The sequence below is a fragment of the Nocardiopsis chromatogenes YIM 90109 genome (genome assembly GCF_000341185.1).
Classification (GTDB): Bacteria; Actinomycetota; Actinomycetes; order Streptosporangiales; family Streptosporangiaceae; genus Nocardiopsis_A; species Nocardiopsis_A chromatogenes.
Genome location: NZ_ANBH01000004.1, coordinates 36,490 through 57,312, shown reverse-complemented (window position 1 = coordinate 57,312; position 20,823 = coordinate 36,490). Strand labels below are relative to the sequence as shown.

At 72.5% G+C, this 20,823-nt stretch carries 21 protein-coding genes; 17 read left to right on the top strand and 4 right to left on the bottom strand.

Features of this window, described 5'->3' with window-relative positions; genetic code table 11:
• Positions 1-100: 100 nt before the first annotated feature.
• Positions 101-910: an arsenate reductase/protein-tyrosine-phosphatase family protein gene (locus D476_RS0100390; protein WP_017622008.1), complete on the top strand. Its 810-nt coding sequence runs from the start codon at positions 101-103 to the stop codon at positions 908-910.
• Entirely contained in the window at positions 907-1,311 is a 405-nt protein-coding gene (locus D476_RS0100385) for a VOC family protein (protein ID WP_017622007.1), read from the top strand. Before D476_RS0100390 ends, D476_RS0100385 begins: the two co-directional genes overlap by 4 nt.
• A 73-nt stretch (positions 1,312-1,384) precedes the next feature.
• Here D476_RS0100385 and D476_RS0100380 read toward each other — a convergent pair whose 3' ends face one another.
• The gene (locus D476_RS0100380) at positions 1,385-1,780 is read right to left on the bottom strand and encodes a hypothetical protein (RefSeq protein WP_017622006.1); all 396 of its coding nucleotides are present in this window, start codon (positions 1,778-1,780) and stop codon (positions 1,385-1,387) included.
• Between the two features lie 102 nt (positions 1,781-1,882).
• Positions 1,883-2,719, bottom strand: coding sequence for a hypothetical protein (locus D476_RS0100375; RefSeq protein ID WP_026123098.1), 837 nt, complete (start codon positions 2,717-2,719; stop codon positions 1,883-1,885).
• A gap of 174 nt (positions 2,720-2,893) precedes the next feature.
• Between D476_RS0100375 and D476_RS0100370 the strand changes: the two genes are divergently transcribed.
• From D476_RS0100370 to D476_RS0100340, 7 genes are all read left to right on the top strand, one after another.
• The gene (locus tag D476_RS0100370; protein ID WP_017622004.1) at positions 2,894-4,654 is read left to right on the top strand and encodes a carbon starvation CstA family protein; all 1,761 of its coding nucleotides are present in this window, start codon (positions 2,894-2,896) and stop codon (positions 4,652-4,654) included.
• A gap of 22 nt (positions 4,655-4,676) precedes the next feature.
• Complete coding sequence (locus D476_RS0100365) at positions 4,677-4,952, top strand: cory-CC-star protein (protein ID WP_017622003.1); 276 nt, start codon at positions 4,677-4,679, stop codon at positions 4,950-4,952.
• Positions 4,949-5,869 carry an ArsA family ATPase gene (locus D476_RS0100360; protein WP_017622002.1) on the top strand — a complete coding sequence of 307 codons (921 nt, stop codon included), beginning with the start codon at positions 4,949-4,951 and terminating at the stop codon, positions 5,867-5,869. Before D476_RS0100365 ends, D476_RS0100360 begins: the two co-directional genes overlap by 4 nt.
• A gap of 156 nt (positions 5,870-6,025) precedes the next feature.
• Entirely contained in the window at positions 6,026-6,781 is a 756-nt protein-coding gene (locus tag D476_RS0100355; RefSeq protein ID WP_017622001.1) for a CDP-alcohol phosphatidyltransferase family protein, read from the top strand.
• Between the two features lie 109 nt (positions 6,782-6,890).
• The gene (locus D476_RS0100350; RefSeq protein ID WP_017622000.1) at positions 6,891-9,389 is read left to right on the top strand and encodes a mannose-1-phosphate guanyltransferase; all 2,499 of its coding nucleotides are present in this window, start codon (positions 6,891-6,893) and stop codon (positions 9,387-9,389) included.
• A gap of 357 nt (positions 9,390-9,746) precedes the next feature.
• Positions 9,747-10,289 carry an FHA domain-containing protein gene (locus D476_RS0100345; RefSeq protein WP_017621999.1) on the top strand — a complete coding sequence of 181 codons (543 nt, stop codon included), beginning with the start codon at positions 9,747-9,749 and terminating at the stop codon, positions 10,287-10,289.
• 214 nt (positions 10,290-10,503) lie between these two features.
• On the top strand, positions 10,504-10,974 hold the full coding sequence (locus tag D476_RS0100340; protein WP_017621998.1) for a bifunctional nuclease family protein: 471 nt from the start codon (positions 10,504-10,506) through the stop codon (positions 10,972-10,974).
• A 354-nt stretch (positions 10,975-11,328) separates the two neighbouring features.
• Here D476_RS0100340 and D476_RS38645 read toward each other — a convergent pair whose 3' ends face one another.
• Positions 11,329-11,784: a hypothetical protein gene (locus tag D476_RS38645; protein ID WP_239648555.1), complete on the bottom strand. Its 456-nt coding sequence runs from the start codon at positions 11,782-11,784 to the stop codon at positions 11,329-11,331.
• A 78-nt stretch (positions 11,785-11,862) separates the two neighbouring features.
• On the opposite strand from D476_RS38645, the gene D476_RS0100335 reads away from it, so the two are divergent.
• The 8 genes from D476_RS0100335 (at position 11,863) to D476_RS0100300 (ending at position 19,155) form a co-directional block, all read left to right on the top strand.
• Positions 11,863-13,071 (top strand): 3-deoxy-7-phosphoheptulonate synthase, encoded by a 1,209-nt coding sequence (locus tag D476_RS0100335; RefSeq protein WP_017621997.1) that lies wholly within the window; start codon positions 11,863-11,865, stop codon positions 13,069-13,071.
• The gene (locus D476_RS0100330; RefSeq protein WP_017621996.1) at positions 13,059-13,682 is read left to right on the top strand and encodes an isochorismatase family protein; all 624 of its coding nucleotides are present in this window, start codon (positions 13,059-13,061) and stop codon (positions 13,680-13,682) included. Before D476_RS0100335 ends, D476_RS0100330 begins: the two co-directional genes overlap by 13 nt.
• On the top strand, positions 13,679-15,592 hold the full coding sequence (locus D476_RS0100325; RefSeq protein ID WP_017621995.1) for a phenazine-specific anthranilate synthase component I: 1,914 nt from the start codon (positions 13,679-13,681) through the stop codon (positions 15,590-15,592). Before D476_RS0100330 ends, D476_RS0100325 begins: the two co-directional genes overlap by 4 nt.
• Entirely contained in the window at positions 15,589-15,936 is a 348-nt protein-coding gene (locus D476_RS0100320; RefSeq protein WP_017621994.1) for a hypothetical protein, read from the top strand. Before D476_RS0100325 ends, D476_RS0100320 begins: the two co-directional genes overlap by 4 nt.
• Positions 15,933-16,550: a phenazine biosynthesis FMN-dependent oxidase PhzG gene (gene phzG / locus D476_RS0100315; RefSeq protein WP_017621993.1), complete on the top strand. Its 618-nt coding sequence runs from the start codon at positions 15,933-15,935 to the stop codon at positions 16,548-16,550. Before D476_RS0100320 ends, phzG begins: the two co-directional genes overlap by 4 nt.
• Before the next feature lie 71 nt (positions 16,551-16,621).
• Positions 16,622-17,113 (top strand): PhzA/PhzB family protein, encoded by a 492-nt coding sequence (locus tag D476_RS0100310; protein ID WP_017621992.1) that lies wholly within the window; start codon positions 16,622-16,624, stop codon positions 17,111-17,113.
• Between the two features lie 109 nt (positions 17,114-17,222).
• Positions 17,223-18,251, top strand: a complete 1,029-nt coding sequence (locus tag D476_RS0100305; RefSeq protein WP_017621991.1) for a methyltransferase — start codon at positions 17,223-17,225, stop codon at positions 18,249-18,251.
• Positions 18,252-18,303: 52 nt separating this feature from the next.
• Positions 18,304-19,155, top strand: a complete 852-nt coding sequence (locus D476_RS0100300; RefSeq protein WP_017621990.1) for a PhzF family phenazine biosynthesis protein — start codon at positions 18,304-18,306, stop codon at positions 19,153-19,155.
• 67 nt (positions 19,156-19,222) lie between these two features.
• Here D476_RS0100300 and D476_RS0100295 read toward each other — a convergent pair whose 3' ends face one another.
• Entirely contained in the window at positions 19,223-20,659 is a 1,437-nt protein-coding gene (locus D476_RS0100295; protein WP_017621989.1) for a BNR repeat-containing protein, read from the bottom strand.
• Positions 20,660-20,823 lie beyond the last annotated feature (164 nt).

The following is a 20,823-nucleotide window of genomic DNA, read 5'->3' as shown; positions in this document are numbered from 1 at the left end:
GGCAGGCCCGGGGAACCGCCCCGCTCACGCCGTCGCCGCCCATTCCGCCCCCTCCCGCCGCTCCTATTCCGTCAAATGGGTTTGATGTATTCTGGCTCACATGGATCCCACGGTCCCGGAGCCGCCGGTGTTCGTCGAGCTCGCCGCCCATCCGCTGCGGTGGCGGCTGCTCGCCGTGCTGGCCGGGGGTGACCGGCGGGTGCGCGAGCTGGCGGAGGGCGTCGGCGAGCCGCAGAACCTGGTCTCCTACCACCTGCGCCGCCTGCGCGCCGGGGGCCTGGTGGCCGCGCGGCGCAGCGGCCACGACGGCCGCGACACCTACTACCGGCTCGACCTGGAGCGCTGTGCCGGGGAGCTGGCCGCCGCCGGCGGCGCCCTGCACCCGGCCCTGCGCATGGTGCCGCCGGTGCCGCCGGACCCGTCGGCGGTCCCGGAGCTCCCCGACCCGCCGCGGGTGCTGTTCGCCTGTACCGGCAACAGCGCCCGCTCGCCCATCGCGGCGGCGCTGATGCGCCGCAGCACCGGCGGACGCGTCGCGGCGGCCGACGCCGGGTCGGCCCCGAAGGAGCGCGTCCACCCGGCCGCCGTTCGCGTGCTGCGCGAGCGGTACGGCATCGACATCGCCGAACGGCGGCCCCGGCACCTGGACACCCTGGCCGGCCGCCGGTTCGACTACGTCGTGACCCTGTGCGACCGCGTGCGCGAGGTCTGCCCGGAGTTCCCGGGGCGGCCGCGGAGGATCCACTGGAGCGTGCCCGACCCCGCCCCGGCCGCCGGCCGGGGAGCGGACGGGGACGCGGACAGGAGCGCGGACGGGGGGTTCGCGCGGACGGCGGCCGAGATCGAGGCCCGCGTCCGGCACCTGCTGCCCGTGCTCATCGACCAGCCCCACCCGGAGGTGCGGTCATGACCGCAGAGACCGACCACGCCAGCGTCCGCTACATCGTCGACGACGTCCAGGCGGCCGTCACCTTCTACACCGCCCACCTCGGCTTCGAGGCGGGCATGAGCGCGGCGCCCGCCTTCGCCGAGGTCACCCGGGGGCGGCTGCGGCTGCTGCTGTCCGGCCCGGCCAGCTCCGGCGCCCGCGCGACGCCGGAGGACGCGGCCGCCACCGGCGGGCGCAACCGCATCCACCTCATCGTCGACGACCTGTCCGCCGAGATCGACCGCCTTGCGGCCGAGGGCCTGTCCTTCCGCAGCGAGCAGGTGTCGGGGCCGGGCGGGCGCCAGATCCTGCTGGCGGACCCGGCGGGCAACCTCGTCGAGCTGTTCGAGCCCGCCAGGCGGCCCGCGTCGGCCACCGCCTGACCGTGTGGGCCCCGGGGTACGCCGTCGGACGGGAGCCGCTGGACCCCGTCCGACGCGTCGGCGCCCCCGCGGATCAGCGGGAGCGGCCGTAGTCGCGCACGACGAACGAGCCGTCCCCACCGAGGTCCACGGAGGCCACGTGCCCGTACGGGCGCTCATCTCCGTAGCCGACGTACCCGGACCAGTACTCGGTGGCCGCCTCGTCCTCCCCGTCGGGGACGACCGCCTCGGCGAGGAGCATCCCCTTGCCCGCCTCCCGGAGCTCGACCGTGTCGCCGGGGGAGAGGCCCTCGCCTCCGGCCCGGACGCGGTACGGGTCGCAGACCTCGATCCACAGTCCCGCGCCGGTCGAGTCCAGGGCCGAGGCGACCGTCTCGCATTCGGTCCCGGCCGCCTGGGCCGCCGGGACCGGCGCCATCGCCAGCACGGCGGCACCGGCCGCCGTGCCCGCCCGCAGGAGCATCCGCATGTCGACTACCCTCCGAATTCATGTGCGCACTGAACGCATTCAGAGGTGCCCCTGCTGTGGCCTGCGAAAACCCACGGGCGGAGGAGTGGGAGGGCCGTCGCCTCAGCCGCCCGTTCCCTGGCGGGCCTCCAGCGCGGCCACGCCCGCCTTGCACGCCTTCACCAGCTCGCGGTGGTTGCGCAGGCGCTCCAAGACCCCGAACGGCGCCACCTCGCCCATCGGTTCCCCCTCCGCCTCCTCCACGGACAGCCGGCCGCCCGTCAGCGTCCCGGCCCGGTGCCACCGCTCCCACCGCTCGAAGTCGGGGCTGTGCCGGTGTCCGAACAGGAACGCCCGCTCCCCGCGGCCGTGCAGCGGGGCGCCGTCCAGGCGGCGGAGCCACGCCGGGTCCGTGCCCTCCCGGGGCCATCCGTCCGCGGTCACCACGTCCACACGGGGGTCCTCGGCGGCCTCGGCCTCGGTGCCGGGCCCCAGAGGCGGGCGGACCAGCACCGCGTCCTCGGGGGCCGACCGCACCGGCAGCTCCCGCTCGGACTCCACGCGGGACAGCACGACCACCACGCGCGGCAGCCACCACCAGTTCTCCCGCTGGGCCATCAGGCTGTCGGCGCGCAGCCGCGTCGGCGGATGCTTGACGAGCTCCTGGGCGAGCAGGTGCTCGGTGAACAGCCTCCCGTCGGCGTCGGCGACCACCTCCACCGGGCCGCAGGCCACCATCCCCGGCCCGCCGTGCCGCTCGGAGGTCAGCGCGAACGCCGCCCGCCCCGAGGTCAGGGTGTCGGCGGTGTCCAGGTGGGCGGCGGGCAGCGCGGCGCACGGGCGCCCGTCCAGGACCAGCGGCACCACGGGGATCCCGGCCGGACCCGCCGGGCCGGTCCAGCACAGCTCCGCGGTGACCGCCCGCCGCCAGGCACCGGAGATGTCGTCGGGAGCCGCCATGCAGGTCACGCCTTTGTAGTGATCGGGATCTCATGCTAACTTCTGGTGACTTTAGTCGATCTTGACACGATTCGTGACGAATCGACGTATCCGCTTCCCAGCCACCCCCTTGCGGTGTACCCCCGAGGCCCGTCGAATCAAGGGGAACGAACCGCGGACAGTAAGGATCCCTCAATGCCGGCAGTCGTCGTGCTGGTCGCCGCACTGGCGATCTTCGCGCTGGGCTACAGGTACTACTCGGCCTACCTCTCCAAGCGCGTCTTCGCGCTGGACCCGGCGTTCACCACCCCCGCCCACGCCTACAAGGACGGCGTGGACTTCGTCCCGACCAACAAGCACATCGTCTTCAGCCACCACTTCATCTCCGTCGCCGGCGCCGCCCCCATCGTCGGCCCGGCCGTCGCGGTGTTCTGGGGCTGGGGCCCGGCCCTGGTGTGGGTGGTCCTGGGCACCGTCTTCGCCGCGGGCGTGCACGACTTCGGCGCCCTGGCCATCTCCGTGCGCCACAAGGCCAAGAGCATCGGCACCCTGGCCAGCGAGGTCGTCGGCCCCCGCTCGCGCTCGCTGTTCCTGGTCATCATCTTCTTCCTGCTGACCCTGGTGAACGCGGTCTTCTCGGTGGTCATCACCAACCTGTTCATCGGCACCCCCGAGGCGGTGCTGCCGGTACTGGTGACCATCCCGCTGGCGATCGCCGTCGGCCAGTGGGTCTACCGCCGCCGCACCGCCGCGCTGCTGCCCTCGATCGTGGCCCTGGTGGTCATCTACGCCTGCATCCCGCTGGGCCAGACGTTCCCGATCACCGCCGACCCGCTGGCCGGGCTGCTCGGCGTCGAGCCGCGCATGGTCTGGATCGTGCTGATCTTCGCCTACGCCTTCCTCGCCTCTCGCCTGCCGGTCTGGCTGCTGCTCCAGCCGCGCGACTACGTCAACCAGCAGCAGATGCTGGTCGCCCTGCTGCTGATCCTGCTCGGCGTCGTGGTCGGCATGGACACCATCGCCGCCCCGGTCGTCCACGACGTGCCCGAGGGCTCGCCCAACTGGTTCCCGCTGCTGTTCATCACCGTGGCCTGCGGCGCCATCTCCGGCTTCCACAGCCTGGTCTCCTCGGGCACCACCTCCAAGCAGCTCGACAAGGAGACCGACGCCCGCTACGTCGGCTACATGGGCGCCATCGGCGAGGGCAGCCTGGCCCTGTGCTCGATCCTGGCCTGCACGGCCGGCGTGGTCATCGTCGGCGACCAGGACTGGTCGGCGCTCTACGCCGACTGGGAGACCGCCTCGGCCGGGGCCACCGGCAACTTCGTCAACGGCGTCGCCGGGTTCGCCTCCAACCTGGGCATCCCCGCGGCCACCGCCACCGTGTTCGCCGCCGTGGTCGTGATCAGCTTCGCCGCCACCACCATGGACACCGGCGTGCGCCTGCAGCGCTACATCGTGCAGGAGATCGGCGAGATCACCCGGATCCGCCCGCTGGCGCGCAACCTGACCCTGGCCACCGTGGTCGCCACCCTGGTGCCGCTGGCGCTGGCGATGATCCCCGGCGACTTCGCCTTCGGCACCCTGTGGCAGCTCTTCGGCACCACCAACCAGCTCACCGCCGGCCTGGCGCTGGCCGTCGTGGCCGTGTGGGTCACCAAGAAGGCCCGCAACCCGGTCGCCGTGCTCATCCCGCTGGTCTTCCTGATGGTGATGACCTCCTGGGCGCTGATCACCAACCTCCTGAAGTTCGCCACCTCCGACCAGCTCATCGACCGGGTGCTGCTGGCGCCGCTGGACGCGGTCATCTTCGTCGTCGCGCTCTGGCTGATCGTCGAGGCCGGCATCGCCCTGTGGAAGGCCTGGTCCGCGCGCAGCGCCGGCGGGGCCCCGGAGGGCGGCACGGCCGAGGCCCGGGCCGGCGGTGAGGACGAGTCCGCCGGTACCGGGGCCTGAGGAAGAACGGGAGGCCCGAGCGATGGGTGCGCGCCTCGAACGCCTGCGTGCGGCCTGGCGCACGGTGGAGGAGTTCCACACCGCCTGGTTCGACACCCGGTGGCGCCACGTCATGCGCCGCGAGGCGCGCACCCAGCAGGACACGCTGCGGGCCCTGATGCTCCTGGAGACCCTGGGGGTGGAGGGGCCGGTGGCCTATGAGACGCTCGACCTCATCCCCTACATGGTCGCCGACCTGCACGAATGGCACCAGCGCATGGGGCGCGAAGAGTTCGGCGATCCGGGAGTGTGCTGTTGAGCAGGGGTCAGGGCCCGGCTGAGGACGGGGCGCACGAGCCGCCCATCGTCTTCTTCGGCGGCAAGGGCGGCGTCGGCAAGACCACCATGGCCGCCGCCTACGCCCTCAACTGCGCCGACGCCGGACTGCGCACGCTCCTCGTGTCCACCGACCCCGCCCACTCGCTCGGCGACGCGCTCCAGACCCGCCTGGGCGACCGGCCCGTGAAGGTCGCCGACGCCCTCTGGGCGCGCGAACCCGACGCCGACACCGCGGTCAAGCGCCGCATCGGCGAGGTGACCGACGACGCCTACCGCGCGCTTCCCCGCGACATCATGCCCGCGGTCTCCCGCCACCTGGAGCACGCCGCCTCCAGCCCGGGCATGGCCGAGTCGGCCCTGGCCGACCTGCTCATGGACACCATGGAGGAGGTCCCCGGCACCTGGGACCGGCTCGTCGTCGACAGCGCCCCCACCGGGCACCTGCTCCGGCTGCTCGCCCTGCCCGAACTCCTCACCCCCTGGGTGCGGGGGCTCGCCCGGCAGCGCGAGCGCGTGCTGGACGCCGACCGCCTCGCCGCCGGGATCCTCGGCGGCCCCGGCGAGGCGCCCGACGACCCCCTCCTGGAGAAGCTGCACGCGCGCAGGCACAAGCTGGAGCGGGCCGCCGACCGCCTCCGCGGGGACGCCTGGGTGCGCCTGGTGATGATCCCCAGGCGCATGGTGCTGGCCGAGACCGAGCGCGCCGCCGAGCAGCTCGCCAAGGCCGGGTTCCGACTGGGCCCCGCCGTCATCAACCAGGTCCCCGAGGACGCCGCCCCCGAGCCGCTCGCGGCGGCGCGGCGGCGCTTCGCCCGGACCGGCGCCGTCGAACTCGCCCTCACCCCCGGCGAGCCGACCGGCATGCCCGCGCTGCGCGCGCTGGGCGCCCGCGTGTGAGGGGCGCCCCTCCGCGCCTCCGGCCCCCGACACGGTCCGATATGGGCCGGTCGGCCGTACCCCAAGCGGGGAAAGACCCCACTAAAGGGTTTCGGACGCTGAGAATCCGCCAGAGGTGGGACCGGTAGGCTCGGAACGGGGAACTCTGGAGGTGGGGTGGCGAACCGTACGAACACGCCGGGCGACCGCGTGTGGACGATCCCGAACATGCTCAGCATGCTGAGGCTGCTCGGTGTGCCGCTGTTCCTGTGGCTCGTCCTGGTCCCCGAGGCCGACTGGTGGGCCCTGGGCGTCCTGGCGTTCGCCGGGCTGTCGGACTGGCTCGACGGCAAGATCGCGCGCGCGTGGAACCAGACCAGCAGGCTCGGTGCCGTGCTCGACCCGATGGCCGACCGGCTCTACATCTTCGCCGCGGTGCTCGGCCTGGTCGTCCGCGGCGTCGTGCCCTGGTGGCTGATGGCCGTGCTGGTGCTGCGCGACGTGCTGATGATCGGGTCGCTGCCGGTGCTGCGGCACTTCGGGTACGGGCCGCTCCCGGTCAACTTCGCGGGCAAGGCGGCGACGCTGTGCCTGCTCTACTCCTTCCCGCTGCTGTTCGTCGCCGGGTACGGCGGAATCGTCGGCGATGTCGCCCGCATCACGGGTTGGGCGTTCGCACTGTGGGGAACTGCTATCTACTGGTGGGCCGGACTGCTGTACGCGGTCCAGGGCCAGAGCCTCATCAGGCAGGCCCGGCGGGCCGACCGCGCGATCGCGCAGGGGCACGACCCCGGCGCCGTCGCGGCGGCCACGCGCGGCGCATCCGGGGCCCGCGAGGGCGAGGAGCCGACGGCCACAGGGCCGGAGGCCCCCTCCTCCGGTGACCCGGGGCCACCCCGCAGTGACAGGAAGGGAGCGACTTCCTCGCCATGAGAGCACGCCCGAGGGCGTACCAGCGACCGACCGGGGGCAGGACCAGCGACGAGCGACACAGACCGGCGGCGGGCAGGCGCACCGCCCCGGCGGACCGGAGGTGCCCCAGATGAAGGCCGTCGTCATGGCGGGCGGTGAGGGGACCCGCCTGCGCCCCATGACCGCGAACCAGCCCAAACCGCTGCTGCCCGTGGTCAACAAGCCGATCATGGAGCACGTGCTCCGGCTGCTCAAGCGGCACGGCTTCGACGAGACCGTGGTGACCGTGCAGTTCCTGGCCACCCTCATCCGCAACTACTTCGGCGACGGCGAAGAGCTGGGGATGAAGCTGCACTACGTGGCCGAGGAGGTGCCGCTGGGCACCGCCGGCAGCGTCAAGAACGCCGAGCAGCACCTGCACGGCGAACCGTTCATCGTCATCTCCGGTGACGCGCTCACCGACATCGACCTGAGCGACATGCTGCGCTTCCACCGCGAGAACGGGGCCATGGTCACCATCGGCCTCAAACGGGTGGCCAACCCCCTGGAGTTCGGCATCATCATCGTCGACGACGAGGGGCGCGTGCAGCGGTTCCTGGAGAAGCCCACCTGGGGGCAGGTCTTCTCGGACACCGTCAACACCGGCATCTACATCATGGAGCCCGAGGTGCTGGAGCGGGTCGCCGCCGGGGAGGTGGTGGACTGGTCCGGCGACGTCTTCCCCGAGCTGCTCAAGGAGGGCGAGCCGCTCTACGGCTACATCGCCGACGGCTACTGGGAGGACGTGGGCACCCACGAGTCCTACCTCAGCGCCCAGGCCGACGTCCTCAAGGGCCTCGTGGACGTGGAGATCGACGGTTTCGAGGTCTCGCCGGGGGTGTGGGTCGGCGAAGGCGCCGAGGTGGACCCCGAGGCCGTCCTCAAGGGCCCCCTCTACATCGGGGACTACGCCAAGGTGGAGGCCGGGGCCGAGCTGCGCGAGTACACCGTGCTGGGCAGCAACGCCGTGGTGCGCTCGGAGGCATTCCTGCACCGCACCGTCGTGCACGACAACGTGTACGTGGGCGCCTCGACCAACCTGCGCGGGTGCGTCGTCGGCAAGAACACCGACGTGATGTCCGGGGCCCGCATCGAAGAGGGCGCCATCATCGGCGAGGAATGCGTCATCGAGGCCGAGGCGTACCTGTCCAACGACATCAAGGTCTACCCGTTCAAGACCATCGAGGCCGGGGCGGTCGTCAACACCAACGTCATCTGGGAGTCGCGCGGCCAGCGCTCGCTGTTCGGGCCCCGGGGCGTGTCCGGCCTGATCAACGTCGAGATCACCCCCGAACTCGCCGTCCGCCTGGCCAGCGCGTATGCCACCACCCTCAAGAAGGGGTCGGTCGTCACCACCTCCCGGGACGCCTCCCGCGGCGCGCGCACGCTCAAGCGCGCGGTCGTCAGCGCCCTGACGGCGGGCGCGATCGACGTGCGGGACCTGGAGGCCGTCCCCATGCCGGTGGCGCGCTACAACACCTCCCACAGCGGCGTCAGCGGCGGCATCGCCCTGCGCACCACGCCCGGCGACCCGCAGTCGGTCGACCTGGTCTTCCTCGACTCCAGCGGGGCCGACCTCTCCCCGGCGGCCCAGCGGAAGCTGGAGCGCGTCTACTCGCGCGCCGAGTTCCGCCGTGCCTTCCCCGGCGAGATCGCCGAGCTGTCCTTCCCCTCGCGCGGTATCGAGGGCTACACCCAGGAACTGCTGCGGAGCATCGACACCTCCGGCATCGACGAGGCGGAGATGAAGGTCGTCGTCGACTGCGCCGGGGGGACCGGCGCGCTGGTGCTGCCGTCGCTGCTCAGCAAGGTCGGCGCCGACGTGATGACGCTGAACAACCGGCTGGACGAGGCCTCGCCCACCGACACCCTGGCCAAGCAGATGCGCGACCTGCAGCACCTGGGGGAGCTGGTGGAGTCCTCCAAGGCCGACTTCGGGGTGCGCTTCGACCCGGTGGCCGAGCGGCTGTCCATCGTCGACGAGAACGGCGAGTTCGTCGACAACGAGCGCGCGCTGCTGGTCGTCCTGGACCTGGTGGCCGCCGAGCGCGGCGGTGGGCGGGTGGCGCTCCCGGTGACCACCACCCGCGTGGCCGAGAGGGTGGCCCGTTTCCACGGCGTCGAGGTCCAGTGGACCCCCACCGCCACCGACGAGCTCACCAAGGCGGCCAAGGCCGAGGACATCGTCTTCGCCGGGGACGGGCGGGGCGGGTACATCCTGCCGGAGTTCTCCCGCACCTCCGACGGCATCGCGGCGTTCGTGCGGCTGCTGGGCCTGGTGGCGCGCACGCGGCTGTCGCTCGGCCAGATCGACCGCCGCATCCCGCAGGCGCACCAGCTGCGCCGCTCGGTGCCCACGCCCTGGGCGGTCAAGGGCAGCGTGATGCGGGCGGTGGTGGAGGCCGCGGGCGACCGCGAGATCGACACTACCGACGGCGTCCGGGTGGTCGAGCCGAACGGCGACTGGGCCCTGGTACTGCCCGACACCGCCGAGGCGGTCACCCGGATCTGGGCCGAGGGGTCCGATTCGGACGCGGCCCAGCGACTGCTGGACGAGTGGGGCGCGGTCGTGGAGCGCGCCGAGGGGTAGGCCGGGATCGGCCCCGGTGGCGGGGGTGCGGAGGGCTTGCGGGCCGTCCGCACCCCACGGCCGGAGTCGGCCGAAATCCGTTGCGGCTCAGGGCCCGCGGGCGCTCCGGCGGGGGCTGGATATGGTTTAGAGTCGAGTGTTCCCGCAACACTGGCGACGCGGGCGGGGCAGGCCGGACGGACGCCTCGGGGAAGGAGGAGGACGCCGAGGGCGATCCGGGAACACCGGCGAGCACCTTCTGCGTTGCCAGGGAGGGAGAGCCTGGGAGGTGAGCGGCTCCGGCCGCCAGGCAGACCAGACCAGCAGCCGATACGTATCTGAGCACCGCCCCCGTGCGGTAGGAGGCCGAGCCGACCTATGTCGAGCGTTAACTGCACGCAGTGCGGTCACGCCGTTGCGGATGATGCCCGTTTCTGCTCCAACTGTGGGACCCCCCTGCACCGGGGCGGACAAGAGCCCGCCCGGGCCGGTGAGCGCCGCGACTCCGTCGGCGAGACCACGTCCACCATCTCCATCGCCGGCATCCAGGCCCTGGAGGCCGAGACGGACGCCGCCGAGGAGGCCCCCGCGGACACGGGCAACGTGGACGCGCTCCCGCCCGGTACCGCTCTGCTGGTGGTCAAGCGGGGCCCCAACGCCGGCAGCCGGTTCCTGCTCGACTCCGACGTCACCACCGCCGGGCGCCACCCCAACAGCGACATCTTCCTCGACGACGTCACGGTGTCCCGCCGCCACGTGGAGTTCTTCCGCCGCGGCGACGGCTTCGGCGTGCGCGACGTGGGCAGCCTGAACGGCACCTACGTCAACCGCGAGCGCATAGACGAGGCCGAGCTCGGCGGCGGCGACGAGGTGCAGATCGGCAAGTTCCGCCTGGTGCTGCTGACCAAGCCGCGCCGCTGACCAGGAACGCGCACAGGGGCCGGGCGCGGAAGGTTTGCGCCCGCCCCCGACCGGACAGCCTTGTTATCGAAGACCGTCGGCAGCGGCGCGGAGCGGCCCCAGGCCCCAGGGCGCCCCGTCCGGAGGCGGCGGCCTAGCCTTGTACGAGGACGGGAACGACAGCACAGCCGGGCCGGTGCCCATCCGGTACACCAGTCGTGGGGACGGAGCCGCAGTGAAGCACATGGAGGTCGTCGGCGTCCGGGTCGAGATGCCCTCGAACCAGCCGATCGTCTTGCTGAAGGAGACCGGCGGCGAACGCTACCTGCCCATCTGGATCGGGGCGGTGGAGGCCACCGCGATCGCGCTGGCCCAGCAAGGGGTCACCCCCGCCCGCCCGCTGACCCACGACCTCTTCCGCGACGTCCTCGAGGCCCTGGACGCGACGCTGGACACCGTCAACATCACCGCCCTGGACGACGGCATCTTCTACGCCGAACTGGTGTTCTCCAACGGCGTCGAGGTGAGCGCGCGCCCGTCGGACTCCATCGCCTTGGCGCTGCGCACCGGAGCGACGATCTACGCCAAGGAAGAGGTCATCGACGAGGCGGGCGTCCCCATCCCGGACGAGCAGGAGGACGAGGTGGAGAAGTTCCGGGAGTTCCTGGACACCATCACCCCCGAGGACTTCGGCCGCACCACCTGACGGGTCCGTCCGCAGGGCGACGGGGTACCGGAGCACCGTCCCCGAATCGTTGCCGCCCGCCTGGGCATACGGTCTGAAGAAGATCCGGGCATATCTGAGGCAGGCCTCACCGGTCGGCCGCAATTCGGCGCGGTGCCGCCCTTTGGCGAGCCCTCCCGACGCTCTCCCGGCGCGCCCCCTCAGACACCGGCCGCCCACCGGCGCCCTGATGCGCCCCTGTGGGCAACCCCGTGGGCCCCGGACTCAGAGGGATCGCTACCCCCTAGGCGGCCCCTTGGGCCCCGGGCCCGGCCCCTGGCCTCCCGGTACTCCCGCTTCGGGAGGCCACGGAATTTTTCTCCTGTAATGAATTATTTACTCACCGTAGTAATGGCAGGTCGTTTCTTTGTCGGCCATCCATTCACGGATCGGCGCCCCGGAGGGCGGGGCATCGGCAGTCGCGCCCCCGGTCTGGCCGTAATCGCAGTTCACCGCCGCGCGCACGGTCATTGGAAAAAATGTTTCCAGTCGGTTTCCCGGGTGGAATTCGGCCTCTGAGCAGATCGAATGCAATTCGATGGCCCAGGCGGCCCTCCGTCGTGCCGCCGGTGAGTGGGGCGGGGTGTCGCAGACCCCTATCATCCCTTGACAGTGCAGGTTGCCCAGGGTTCTATGGCAATCACTGAGGGGAGCAGGAGCCACCTCCCCGAAGGGGCGCCCGTGGATGATCTGTTGCCGGAAACCGGAGAAGTGCCGTTTCCCTGCGGTCATCATGCTCATTTCGAGGAAGTCATCTTTCGAGGAAGTCATCGTGATGAGAGTCGAGTACACGCCGCCGAATGCTGCGACCGCTATTCCCTTGCCGCTCGGAAACGTTTTCGCCCCCGCTCCCGTCCACGGGAACCGGAATTGAGTGCCGCCTCGCCGGAGGTCGCGGAGGCTCTCGCCGCCGATCAGCAGCCCCGGTGGGAGGACGCCGGACAGGTCGAGCGGGTCCGCGCGGCGCTGGCGGCCCTGCCCCCGCTCATCGAGCCCTCGTCACTGAGCGGGCTCCGGACGGCGCTCGCCGAGGCCGCCGCCGGGCGGGCGCAGGTGGTGCAGGCCGGCGACTGCGCGGAGGACCCCGCGGAATGCACCGCACACGACGTGGACCGCAAAGCGGGCCTACTCCACCTGCTCGCCGGAACCATGGAGGCGATCACCCGTCAGCCGGTGGTGCGGGTGGGACGCATCGCGGGGCAGTACGCCAAGCCGCGGTCGGCGCACACCGAGAGGATCGGCGGCGTCGAGATCCCGGTCTACCGGGGACACATGGTCAACGGGCCCGAAGCGGACCCGGAGGCGCGCAGGCCCGACCCCTGGCGGCTGCTGGCGGGGTACAGCGCGGCGAGCCGGGTCCTGGCCAATCTCGCCGCGACCCCGTGGGAGCGTGTCGGGCCGCCGGTGTGGACCAGCCATGAGGCGCTGCTGCTCGACTACGAGATTCCGATGCTGCGCCGGGACCGGTACGGGGGCCGCGTCCTCGCCTCCACGCACTGGCCGTGGATCGGCGCGCGTACGGCCAGGCCCGACGGGGCGCACGTCGCGCTGCTGGCGGACGTGGACAACCCCGTCGCCTGCAAGGTCGGACCAGAGGCGACCGCCACCGACCTGCTCGCCCTGTGCGCGCGGCTCGACCCCGGGCGGACACCGGGGCGGCTCACCCTCATCGCCCGGCTGGGCGCCGACACGGTGGCCGAAGCGCTCCCGCCGCTCGTGGAGGCCGTGCGCACCGCCGGGCACCCGGTCGTCTGGCTGGTCGACCCCATGCACGGCAACACGCGCACGACCGCCGAGGGCCGCAAGACCCGGGTCGTCGAGACGGTGGTCCGGGAGGTCCGGGCCTTCCAGGACGCCGTCCGCGCCGCCGGCGGGACACCGGGCGGAATACACCTGGAGACGACCCCCGACGCCGTGGCCGAGTGCGTCGACGCCGACGGCGCGACCGCCCCGGCCGAGAACGGCTCCACGAGCCTGTGCGACCCGAGGCTCAACCCCCGCCAGGCCGTATCGGTGGTCTCGGCCTGGCGGGCACCGACCATGACGGAACGCGCCGAAGGAGAGACGTGCCGGGCATAGCGCCGATCCCCGCCTACCCCCTGCCCACGGCCGAGGACCTCCCCGCCGGCACCGTGCACTGGACCGTCGACCCGGCCCGGGCGGTGCTGCTCGTGCACGACATGCAGCGCTACTTCCTCGCGCCGTTCCCCGCGCCGGTGCGCGACCCGCTGGTGCGCCACTGCGTACAGCTGCGCGAGCGGTGCGCCGCCCACGGGGTGCCGGTCTACTACACCGCCCAACCCGGCGGAATGACGGACGACGAACGCGGCCTCCTGAAGGACTTCTGGGGGCCGGGTATGCGGAGCGACCCCCGCGACCGGGAGATCGCGGAGGAGCTGGCCCCGCGGCCGGAGGACCCGGTGCTCACCAAGTGGCGCTACAGCGCCTTCTTCCGCTCCGACCTGCTGGCGCGGATGCGCGGCATGGGCCGCGACCAGCTCATCGTCTGCGGGGTGTACGCCCACGTCGGAGTCCTGGCCACCGCCCTGGAGGCGTTCACCAACGACATCGAGGCGTTCCTGGTCGCCGACGCCCTCGGCGACTTCTCCGCCGACTACCACCGCCTGGCCCTGGACTACGCGGCCCTGCGCTGCTCGGTGGTCACCACGACCGAGGAGGTCCTGCGATGAGCGCCGAGCGGCTGTTTCATCACGTGCTGGGCCCAGAACCGGGACCCTTCGCCCTCCTGCACCGCCCCGAGACGGTGGGCCCGGACCGGGTCGAGATCCTGCTCGGAACGGTCGGCACGCCCGCCCTGCTCGCCGACATCCCGCTCGGCGCCCGGCCCGACGACGGCCCCGCGCCTCACGGCGAGCCGCACCACGACGTCCTGGTCCTGGTGCCCTACCGGCAGATCGCCGAACGCGGCTTCGCCGCCCCGGAGGACTCCTCGCCGCTGCTCGCGCTGGAGGTGTCGGAGCAGGGCCGCATCCCGGTCCCGGAGGCGATGAGGACCCTGCCCGACGACCCGATCACCCTGACCGGCGGCGGCTTCGACATCGGGGACGAGGACTACGCCGACACCGTCCGCGCGGTGCTCGACGACGAGATCGGCGCAGGGGAGGGCTCGAACTTCGTCATCAAGCGCTCCTACACCACCACGATCTCCGGATACTCCACCCGCAGCGCGCTCAGCCTGTTCCGCCGCCTGCTCGCCCGCGAGACCGGCGCCTACTGGACCTTCCTCGTGCACACCGGCACGCGCACCTTCGTCGGCGCCACCCCGGAGCGCCACGTCAGCCTGCGCGACGGCGTCGCGGCGATGACCCCGATCAGCGGCACCTACCGCTACCCCCCGACCGGGCCGGTCCTGTCGGAGGTCATGGACTTCCTCGACGACGGCAAGGAGACCGACGAGCTGTCCATGGTCCTGGACGAGGAACTGAAGATGATGGCCCGGGTCTGCGAGGGCGGCGGCCGGGTGGCCGGACCGTTCCTGCGGGAGATGGCCTGGCTCGCGCACACCGAGTACACCATCGAGGGGCGCAGCCGCCTCGATCCCAGGGACATCCTCCGGGCGACGATGTTCGCCCCCACGGTGACCGGCAGCCCGCTGGAGAACGCCTGCCGGGTGATCGCCCGGTACGAGCCGCAGGGCCGCGGGTACTACTCCGGCGTCGCCGCCCTCATCGGCCGCGACGCGGCCGGGCGGCGCTCCATGGACTCCGCCATCCTCATCCGCACCGCCGACATCCGCTCGGACGGATCGGGAATCGGACACGTCGAGATCGGCGTGGGCGCGACCCTGGTCCGCCACTCCGACCCCGTCGCCGAGGTCGCCGAGACCCGCACCAAGGCCGCGGGGCTGCTCTCGGCCCTGGGCGCCGACGAGCGGCTCGACGGCCACCCGCAGGTCAGGAAGGCGCTGGAGCGGCGCAACGCGACCATCGCCCGCTTCTGGCTCGACGACGCCGAGCACCGGGCACGGCCGCGACCGCGGCTGGACGGGCGCCGGGCGCTGGTCATCGACGCCGAGGACACCTTCAGCTCCATGCTCGCCCACCAGCTGCGTGCCGTCGGGCCTACCGTGCGGCTCGCCCGCTTCGACGAGCCCCACGACTTCGACGACCACGACATCGTCGTCCTGGGCCCCGGACCCGGCGACCCGCGCGAGACCGGCCACCCCCGCATGGCCCGCATCGCGTCGACGATCGGGCGCCTGGTGTCCCGGCGCATCCCCTTCCTGGCCGTCTGCCTGAGCCACCAGCTGCTCTGCCGGCACCTCGGGTTCGCCCTGCGGCGCCGGGACGTGCCCAACCAGGGCGCCCAACGGGAGATCGACCTGTTCGGCTCACGGGAACGGGTGGGGTTCTACAACTCCTACGTGGCCGTCGCGGAGGCCGAGCGCGTGGAGTGCCCCGGCATCGGAGAGGTGGGGGCCGCCCTGGACCCCGGCACCGGCGAGGTCCACGCCCTGCGCGGGCCGTTCTTCGCCTCCGTGCAGTTCCACCTCGAATCGGTGCTCACCCGCGACGGCGAGCGGATCCTCGGCGGACTGCTGGAACGGATGACCACGACCCAGGAGGCACTGAGCGAATGAAGGCCGCCATCGCCTGGTGGGACCTGTCCCGGTCCGACCAGACCAACGCGTCCCTGCGGGAGTACCTGCGGGACGAGGGCGTCGAGCCGTGGGAGCACGTCCCCGGGCTGCGCCTGAAGTTCTGGATCTCGGACGAGCCCACCGGCCGCTGGGGCGCGGTGATGCTGTGGGACTCCACGGCCGACCCGGACGCGCCCCTGCCGCCGAACCGGGCGAGCGAGCTCATCGGGTACCCGCCGACACACCGCATGGCTTTCGACGTCGAGGCCGTCGTCGAAGGCCTCCACTCGGGGCACCCCCTCGAACGCGGCCGGGCCTTCGCCCCGGAAGGGAGGTCGTCGTGACCACCGCCCGCCGCCCGGGCGCGGCCGACGCGTTCACCGCCCCGCCCGCCGAACCGATGGGCCTCCTGCGCGCCTGGTTCGACCGCGCGGTCGAGGAGAGGGTCCGGGAGCCGGGGGCGCTGGCCCTGGCCTCCGCCGACGCCTCAGGCCGCGCCTCCAACCGGATCGTGCAGGTGCTCGACGTCCGCGACACCGGTCTGGTCTTCACCAGCCACGCCGACAGCCGCAAGGGCCGGGACCTCGCCCAGACGGCCTGGGCCTCGGGGGTGCTGTACTGGCGCGAGGCTGGGCGCCAGGTGATCGTGTCCGGCCCGACCGGCCCCCTGCCGGACGAGGAGTCCGAGGCGCTGTGGGCGGCCCGCCCGCCCGGTGCCCATCCGATGTCGACGGCCTCGCGGCAGAGCGCACCGCTCGCGGACGAGGAGGAGCTGCGTCAGCGGGCCGAGCGGCTGGAGCGCGCCGGAGCGCCGCTGCCCCGCCCGGCCCGCTGGCTGGGCTACCTGCTGGAGCCCGAGTCCGTCGAGTTCTGGCAGGCCGACCCGGGGCGGCTGCACCGGCGCCTGCGCTACGACCGCGACCGCTCCGGGTGGCGTACAGGGCGGCTCCAGCCGTGACGCCGCCCCCCGGAGGAGATCCCCGACAGGCCGAGGACGGCCCCGCGCCGTCGAAGAGGAAAGGAGACGGGATGGCCGAGACCGAGAACCGTTCCGAGGGGTTCGGCACCGACGAAGAACTCCGCCGCCGCCACCGCGAGGTCGTCGCCGATTACATGAGCCGGAAAGGCGAGAACCGCCTGACGCGGTACCTGCTCTTCACCGAGGACGGCAGCGCCGGACTGTACACCACCGACACCGGGCAGCCGATCGTCTCGCAGGGGCACGAGAGGCTCAAGGCGCACGGCGAGTGGTCGCTCAAGATGTTCCCGGACTGGGAATGGATCAATGTCGAGATCTACGAGACGCAGGATCCCAACAGGTTCTGGGTCGAATGCGACGGTGAGGGGCAGATCCGCTACCCCGACTACCCGCCCGGCCACTACCGCAACCACTTCATCCACGCGTTCCTGCTGGAGAACGGCAGGATCAAGCAGAACCGCGAATTCATGAACCCGTTCCAGCAGCTGCGCGCGTTGGGGATCGAGGTGCCGAAGATCAAGCGCGGCGGTATTCCCACGTAGGACCCCGAGCCCGTGCCGCGGTTCCGGGGCCGTGCGCGTCCTGACCGGACGCCCGGCCCCGGGGGCCCGGCCGGGCGCCGGTGCGGAGGAAAGGAACGGGGAGGCGAGGATGACGGCCGACATCGAGGCCACACGGGACGTGATCGACATCATCACCGGCGGTTGGCGGGCACAGGCCCTGTACACCGCGGTCAGACTCGGGATACCGGACCGTGTCGAGGCGGGGTGCGGCACCCCCGCGCGGCTCGCACGGGAGACCGGAGCCGATGAGGAGGGCGTGCGCCGCCTGATGCGCCTCCTCGTCGCCATGGGCGTGTTCGAGGGCGACGGGGCGGCCGGCTACCGGGGCACCCGCGTGAGCAGGACCCTGCTCGACGGGCCGCACTCCCTGCGCGACATGTGCCTGCTCCACGGCGAGGACTACTACACGGCCTGGGGGCACGCCCACCACGCCATCAGCACGGCGGGTTCGGGCTTCGAGGCGGCCTTCGGCCGCCCGTTCTACGACCACCTCGGCCGGGACCCCGTCACCGCCCGGCGCTTCCAGAACACCCTGAACGCGGGGAACATGTTCTTCCCGCAGGTGCCCGAGGTGTTCGACTTCTCCGACCGCACGGTCGTGGACGTGGGCGGAGGGGGCGGGGACCTGCTCGCCGTGATCCTCGGCGCCGCGCCGAAGGCCGAGGGTACGTTCTTCGACCGCGACCACATGCTGCCCGCGGCGCGCGATCACCTGGAGGCCGCCGTCGGGCTGGACCGCGTCCGGCTGGTCGGGGGCGACATGTTCGAAGGGGTCCCCCAGGGCGGGGACGTCTACATCCTGTGCCGGATGCTGGCCCGCTGGGAGGACGACGCGGTCGTCGCCCTCTTCGCCGAGTGCCGCGACGCCATGGCGGACGCGTCGTCGCGTGTCCTTGTCCTCGACCGCTTCGTCGAGGACGAGGACCCCACCGTGCTGCCCTCCCTGTGGGACCTGCACCTGCTGATGACGACCGGTGGCGCCCACCGCACGCTCGGCGGGCTCACGGCGCTGCTGGAACGGGCGGGCCTGTACGTCGAACGGACCGCGGGGCTGCCCATGGAGACGACCGCCGTGATCGCCGCGCCGCGGACGCCGGAGCCCGTGGGCGGCGGGTGACGGCCCGGCACCGGTCCGTTCGGGGATCCGACCATTGGAAGAAGGGGCACCTGTGGGCAGGTACGAGTACGCGGTGGCCGACGTCTTCACCGGCGTTCCGCTGGAGGGCAACCCGACCGCGGTCTTCGTCGACTCCGCCGGGATCAACCCCGGGCGCATGCAGCGGATCGCGCAGGAGATGCACCTGTCGGAGACGGTCTTCGTCCTCCCGGCCGAAGGCGACGGCGACGTGCGGGTACGGATCTTCACCCCGGTGAACGAGCTGCCGTTCGCCGGGCACCCCACCCTGGGCACCGCGATCGTGCTCGGCGAGAGGACCACGGCGCGGGGCCTCCGGATGGAGACGGCCATGGGCACCGTGGCCTTCGAGCTGGAGCGCGGACCGGACGGCAGGGTCGGGGCGGCCCGTATGAGGCAGCCCGTCCCGACCTGGGGGCCGTACGAACGGGAGGAGGAGCTGCTCGCCGGCCTCGGCCTGGCGCCGTCCGCCTGCACCCTGCCGGTCGAGGTCTACCGCAACGGCCCCCGGCACGTGTTCGTCGGCCTGGGCGGCGTGGACGCGCTCTCCGCGTTGGAACCGGACCTGAGGGTCCTCGCCCGGCTGCCCGATATCGCCGCGAACTGCTTCGCGGGGTCGGGGACGCGGTGGAGGCTGCGGATGTTCTCTCCCGCCTACGGCGTGGCGGAGGACGCGGCCACGGGGTCGGCCGCCGGTGCGCTCGCGGTCCATCTGGTCCGGCACGGCCTGGTCGGGGTCGGGGAGTGGACCGAGATCCGCCAGGGGGTCGAGATCGGCCGCCCTTCGACGATGCACGCGCGGGCTCTGGGCACGCCCGAACGGATCGACGCGGTCCAGGTCGCGGGGTCCGCGGTCGTCGTCGCCCGGGGGACGCTCTTCGTGTAGCAGCGCCGCCCCCGGAGCGGAGCCGGGGGCGGCACGGCAGAGGCGACCGGGTCTGCTGGGGCCGGGATCAGTCGGTGCGGAAGTCGGCGACGTGGATCGGGGACGGGGTGGTGCCCGTGCTCGGCTCCTGGTAGAGGACCGAGAACCGGCCGGTCTCGCGGACGCGGTCGGCGTCGACCAGGACCTCGCCGAAGGCGCCGAGGCCGTCGTGCACCTTCGTCCAGTCCGTCCAGCCGCTCTCGGCGCTCGCCGCCATGATCCTGCCGCCGGGCATGACCACGTAGGCGTCGTCGTCCCCGTCCAGGACCAGCCGGGATCGCCCGAAGGCGTTCAGGGCCTCGGGGATCTCCATCTTGTGCCATTCCCCGGCGTCGTCGCGGTACAGGTGGAAGGCGTACCCGTGGTCCCGCCGGTCCTCGGTGAAGTCCGAGACGCACTGGGTGAACCGCCCCGGCACGTAGCTGATCACCACGTGCGGGTTCCCCTCCGAGTCCACCGCCTGCGCCTCCTGGTTGAGCAGGGCGTGGTCGGCCGAGAGCGGGTCCACCACGTGGCCCGGCGTGTTCACCGACAGCATCCGGCCCCCGCCGGTGACCGCGGCGGTGGCGCCGTTGTCGGTGTGCCAGGTGCGGCCCTCGTCGTCGCTGTAGACGTACCCGGTGTCGTGGTTGGTGACGTTGCCGGGCCCACAGGCGATGTCGCCCGACCGCTCGCGCCAGGTGAAGGAGGCGTGCAGGCGGCCGTCGGCGTCGTAGTCGATGCCGTGGAGGTACAGGTTGCGCCGTTCGCTCGTGCCGCCGTGGTCCCGGTAGGTGCCGGTGGCCGACGTCCACGGCCCGAGCCTGGCCCACTCGCCGTCGCGGTACTCGGCCAGCTCCATGGTGCCGTCGCCCGAGATCCCGTTCCGGAAGCTGAGCTGCAGCGCCCCCGACGGGCTCTGCACGAACCGGGGGTAGGTGAACGTGCCGACGTCCACGCCTTCCAGGTCGCGCTGGACCCCGCCGAAGGCGTCCGCCGCCCAGTCCGAGGCCGGGGCGTCGGCGAGCCCGGCCTCCGAGCGGAAGTAGTAGACGGTGCTGGAGTGGGTGTCCAGGGCGACGTGGATGCGGCCGTCCTCGGGGGAGACGCCCAGGGAGATGGTGTTGTGGGAGTCGTCGACCGACAGGGAGTGGGGCAGGACGACGCTCTCCCAGTCGCCCGTGCCGCCTCCGGAGGAGGCGGTGCGCCGGGCGATGACCGGTGACCGGTCCTCGGTGTACCAGGTCGCGTACTGGTACCGGCCGTGGGTGAGGATCGCGTCCTGCTGGTACGAGGAGTTGTTGACCAGGCCGTCGTAGGAGACGAAGTAGAGCGCCCGGTCGTCCAGGACGGTGTCGTCGGCGGGGGTCAGGCCGGGCGCGTCCTGGGCGGCGTGCGCGGGGGCCTGCAGCAGGGCGGCGGCGACAGGGGCCGCGGCCGCCGCGGCCAGGACGCGGCGGCGGGCGGACGTGCGGGGAGGGGCCACGTCGGTCTCCTCTGAGGCGTGGGGGACAAAGGGGGAGGCGGGGGAGGCGTGGAACTTGAATCGATTCAGAATGTGGCGGGAACCATATGGTTTGCCTCATGCCGGTGTCAAGGTGCTCCCCGACGTGCGCTTCCGTGGCACCGGGCCTCCGCGCCCCGGGTGCG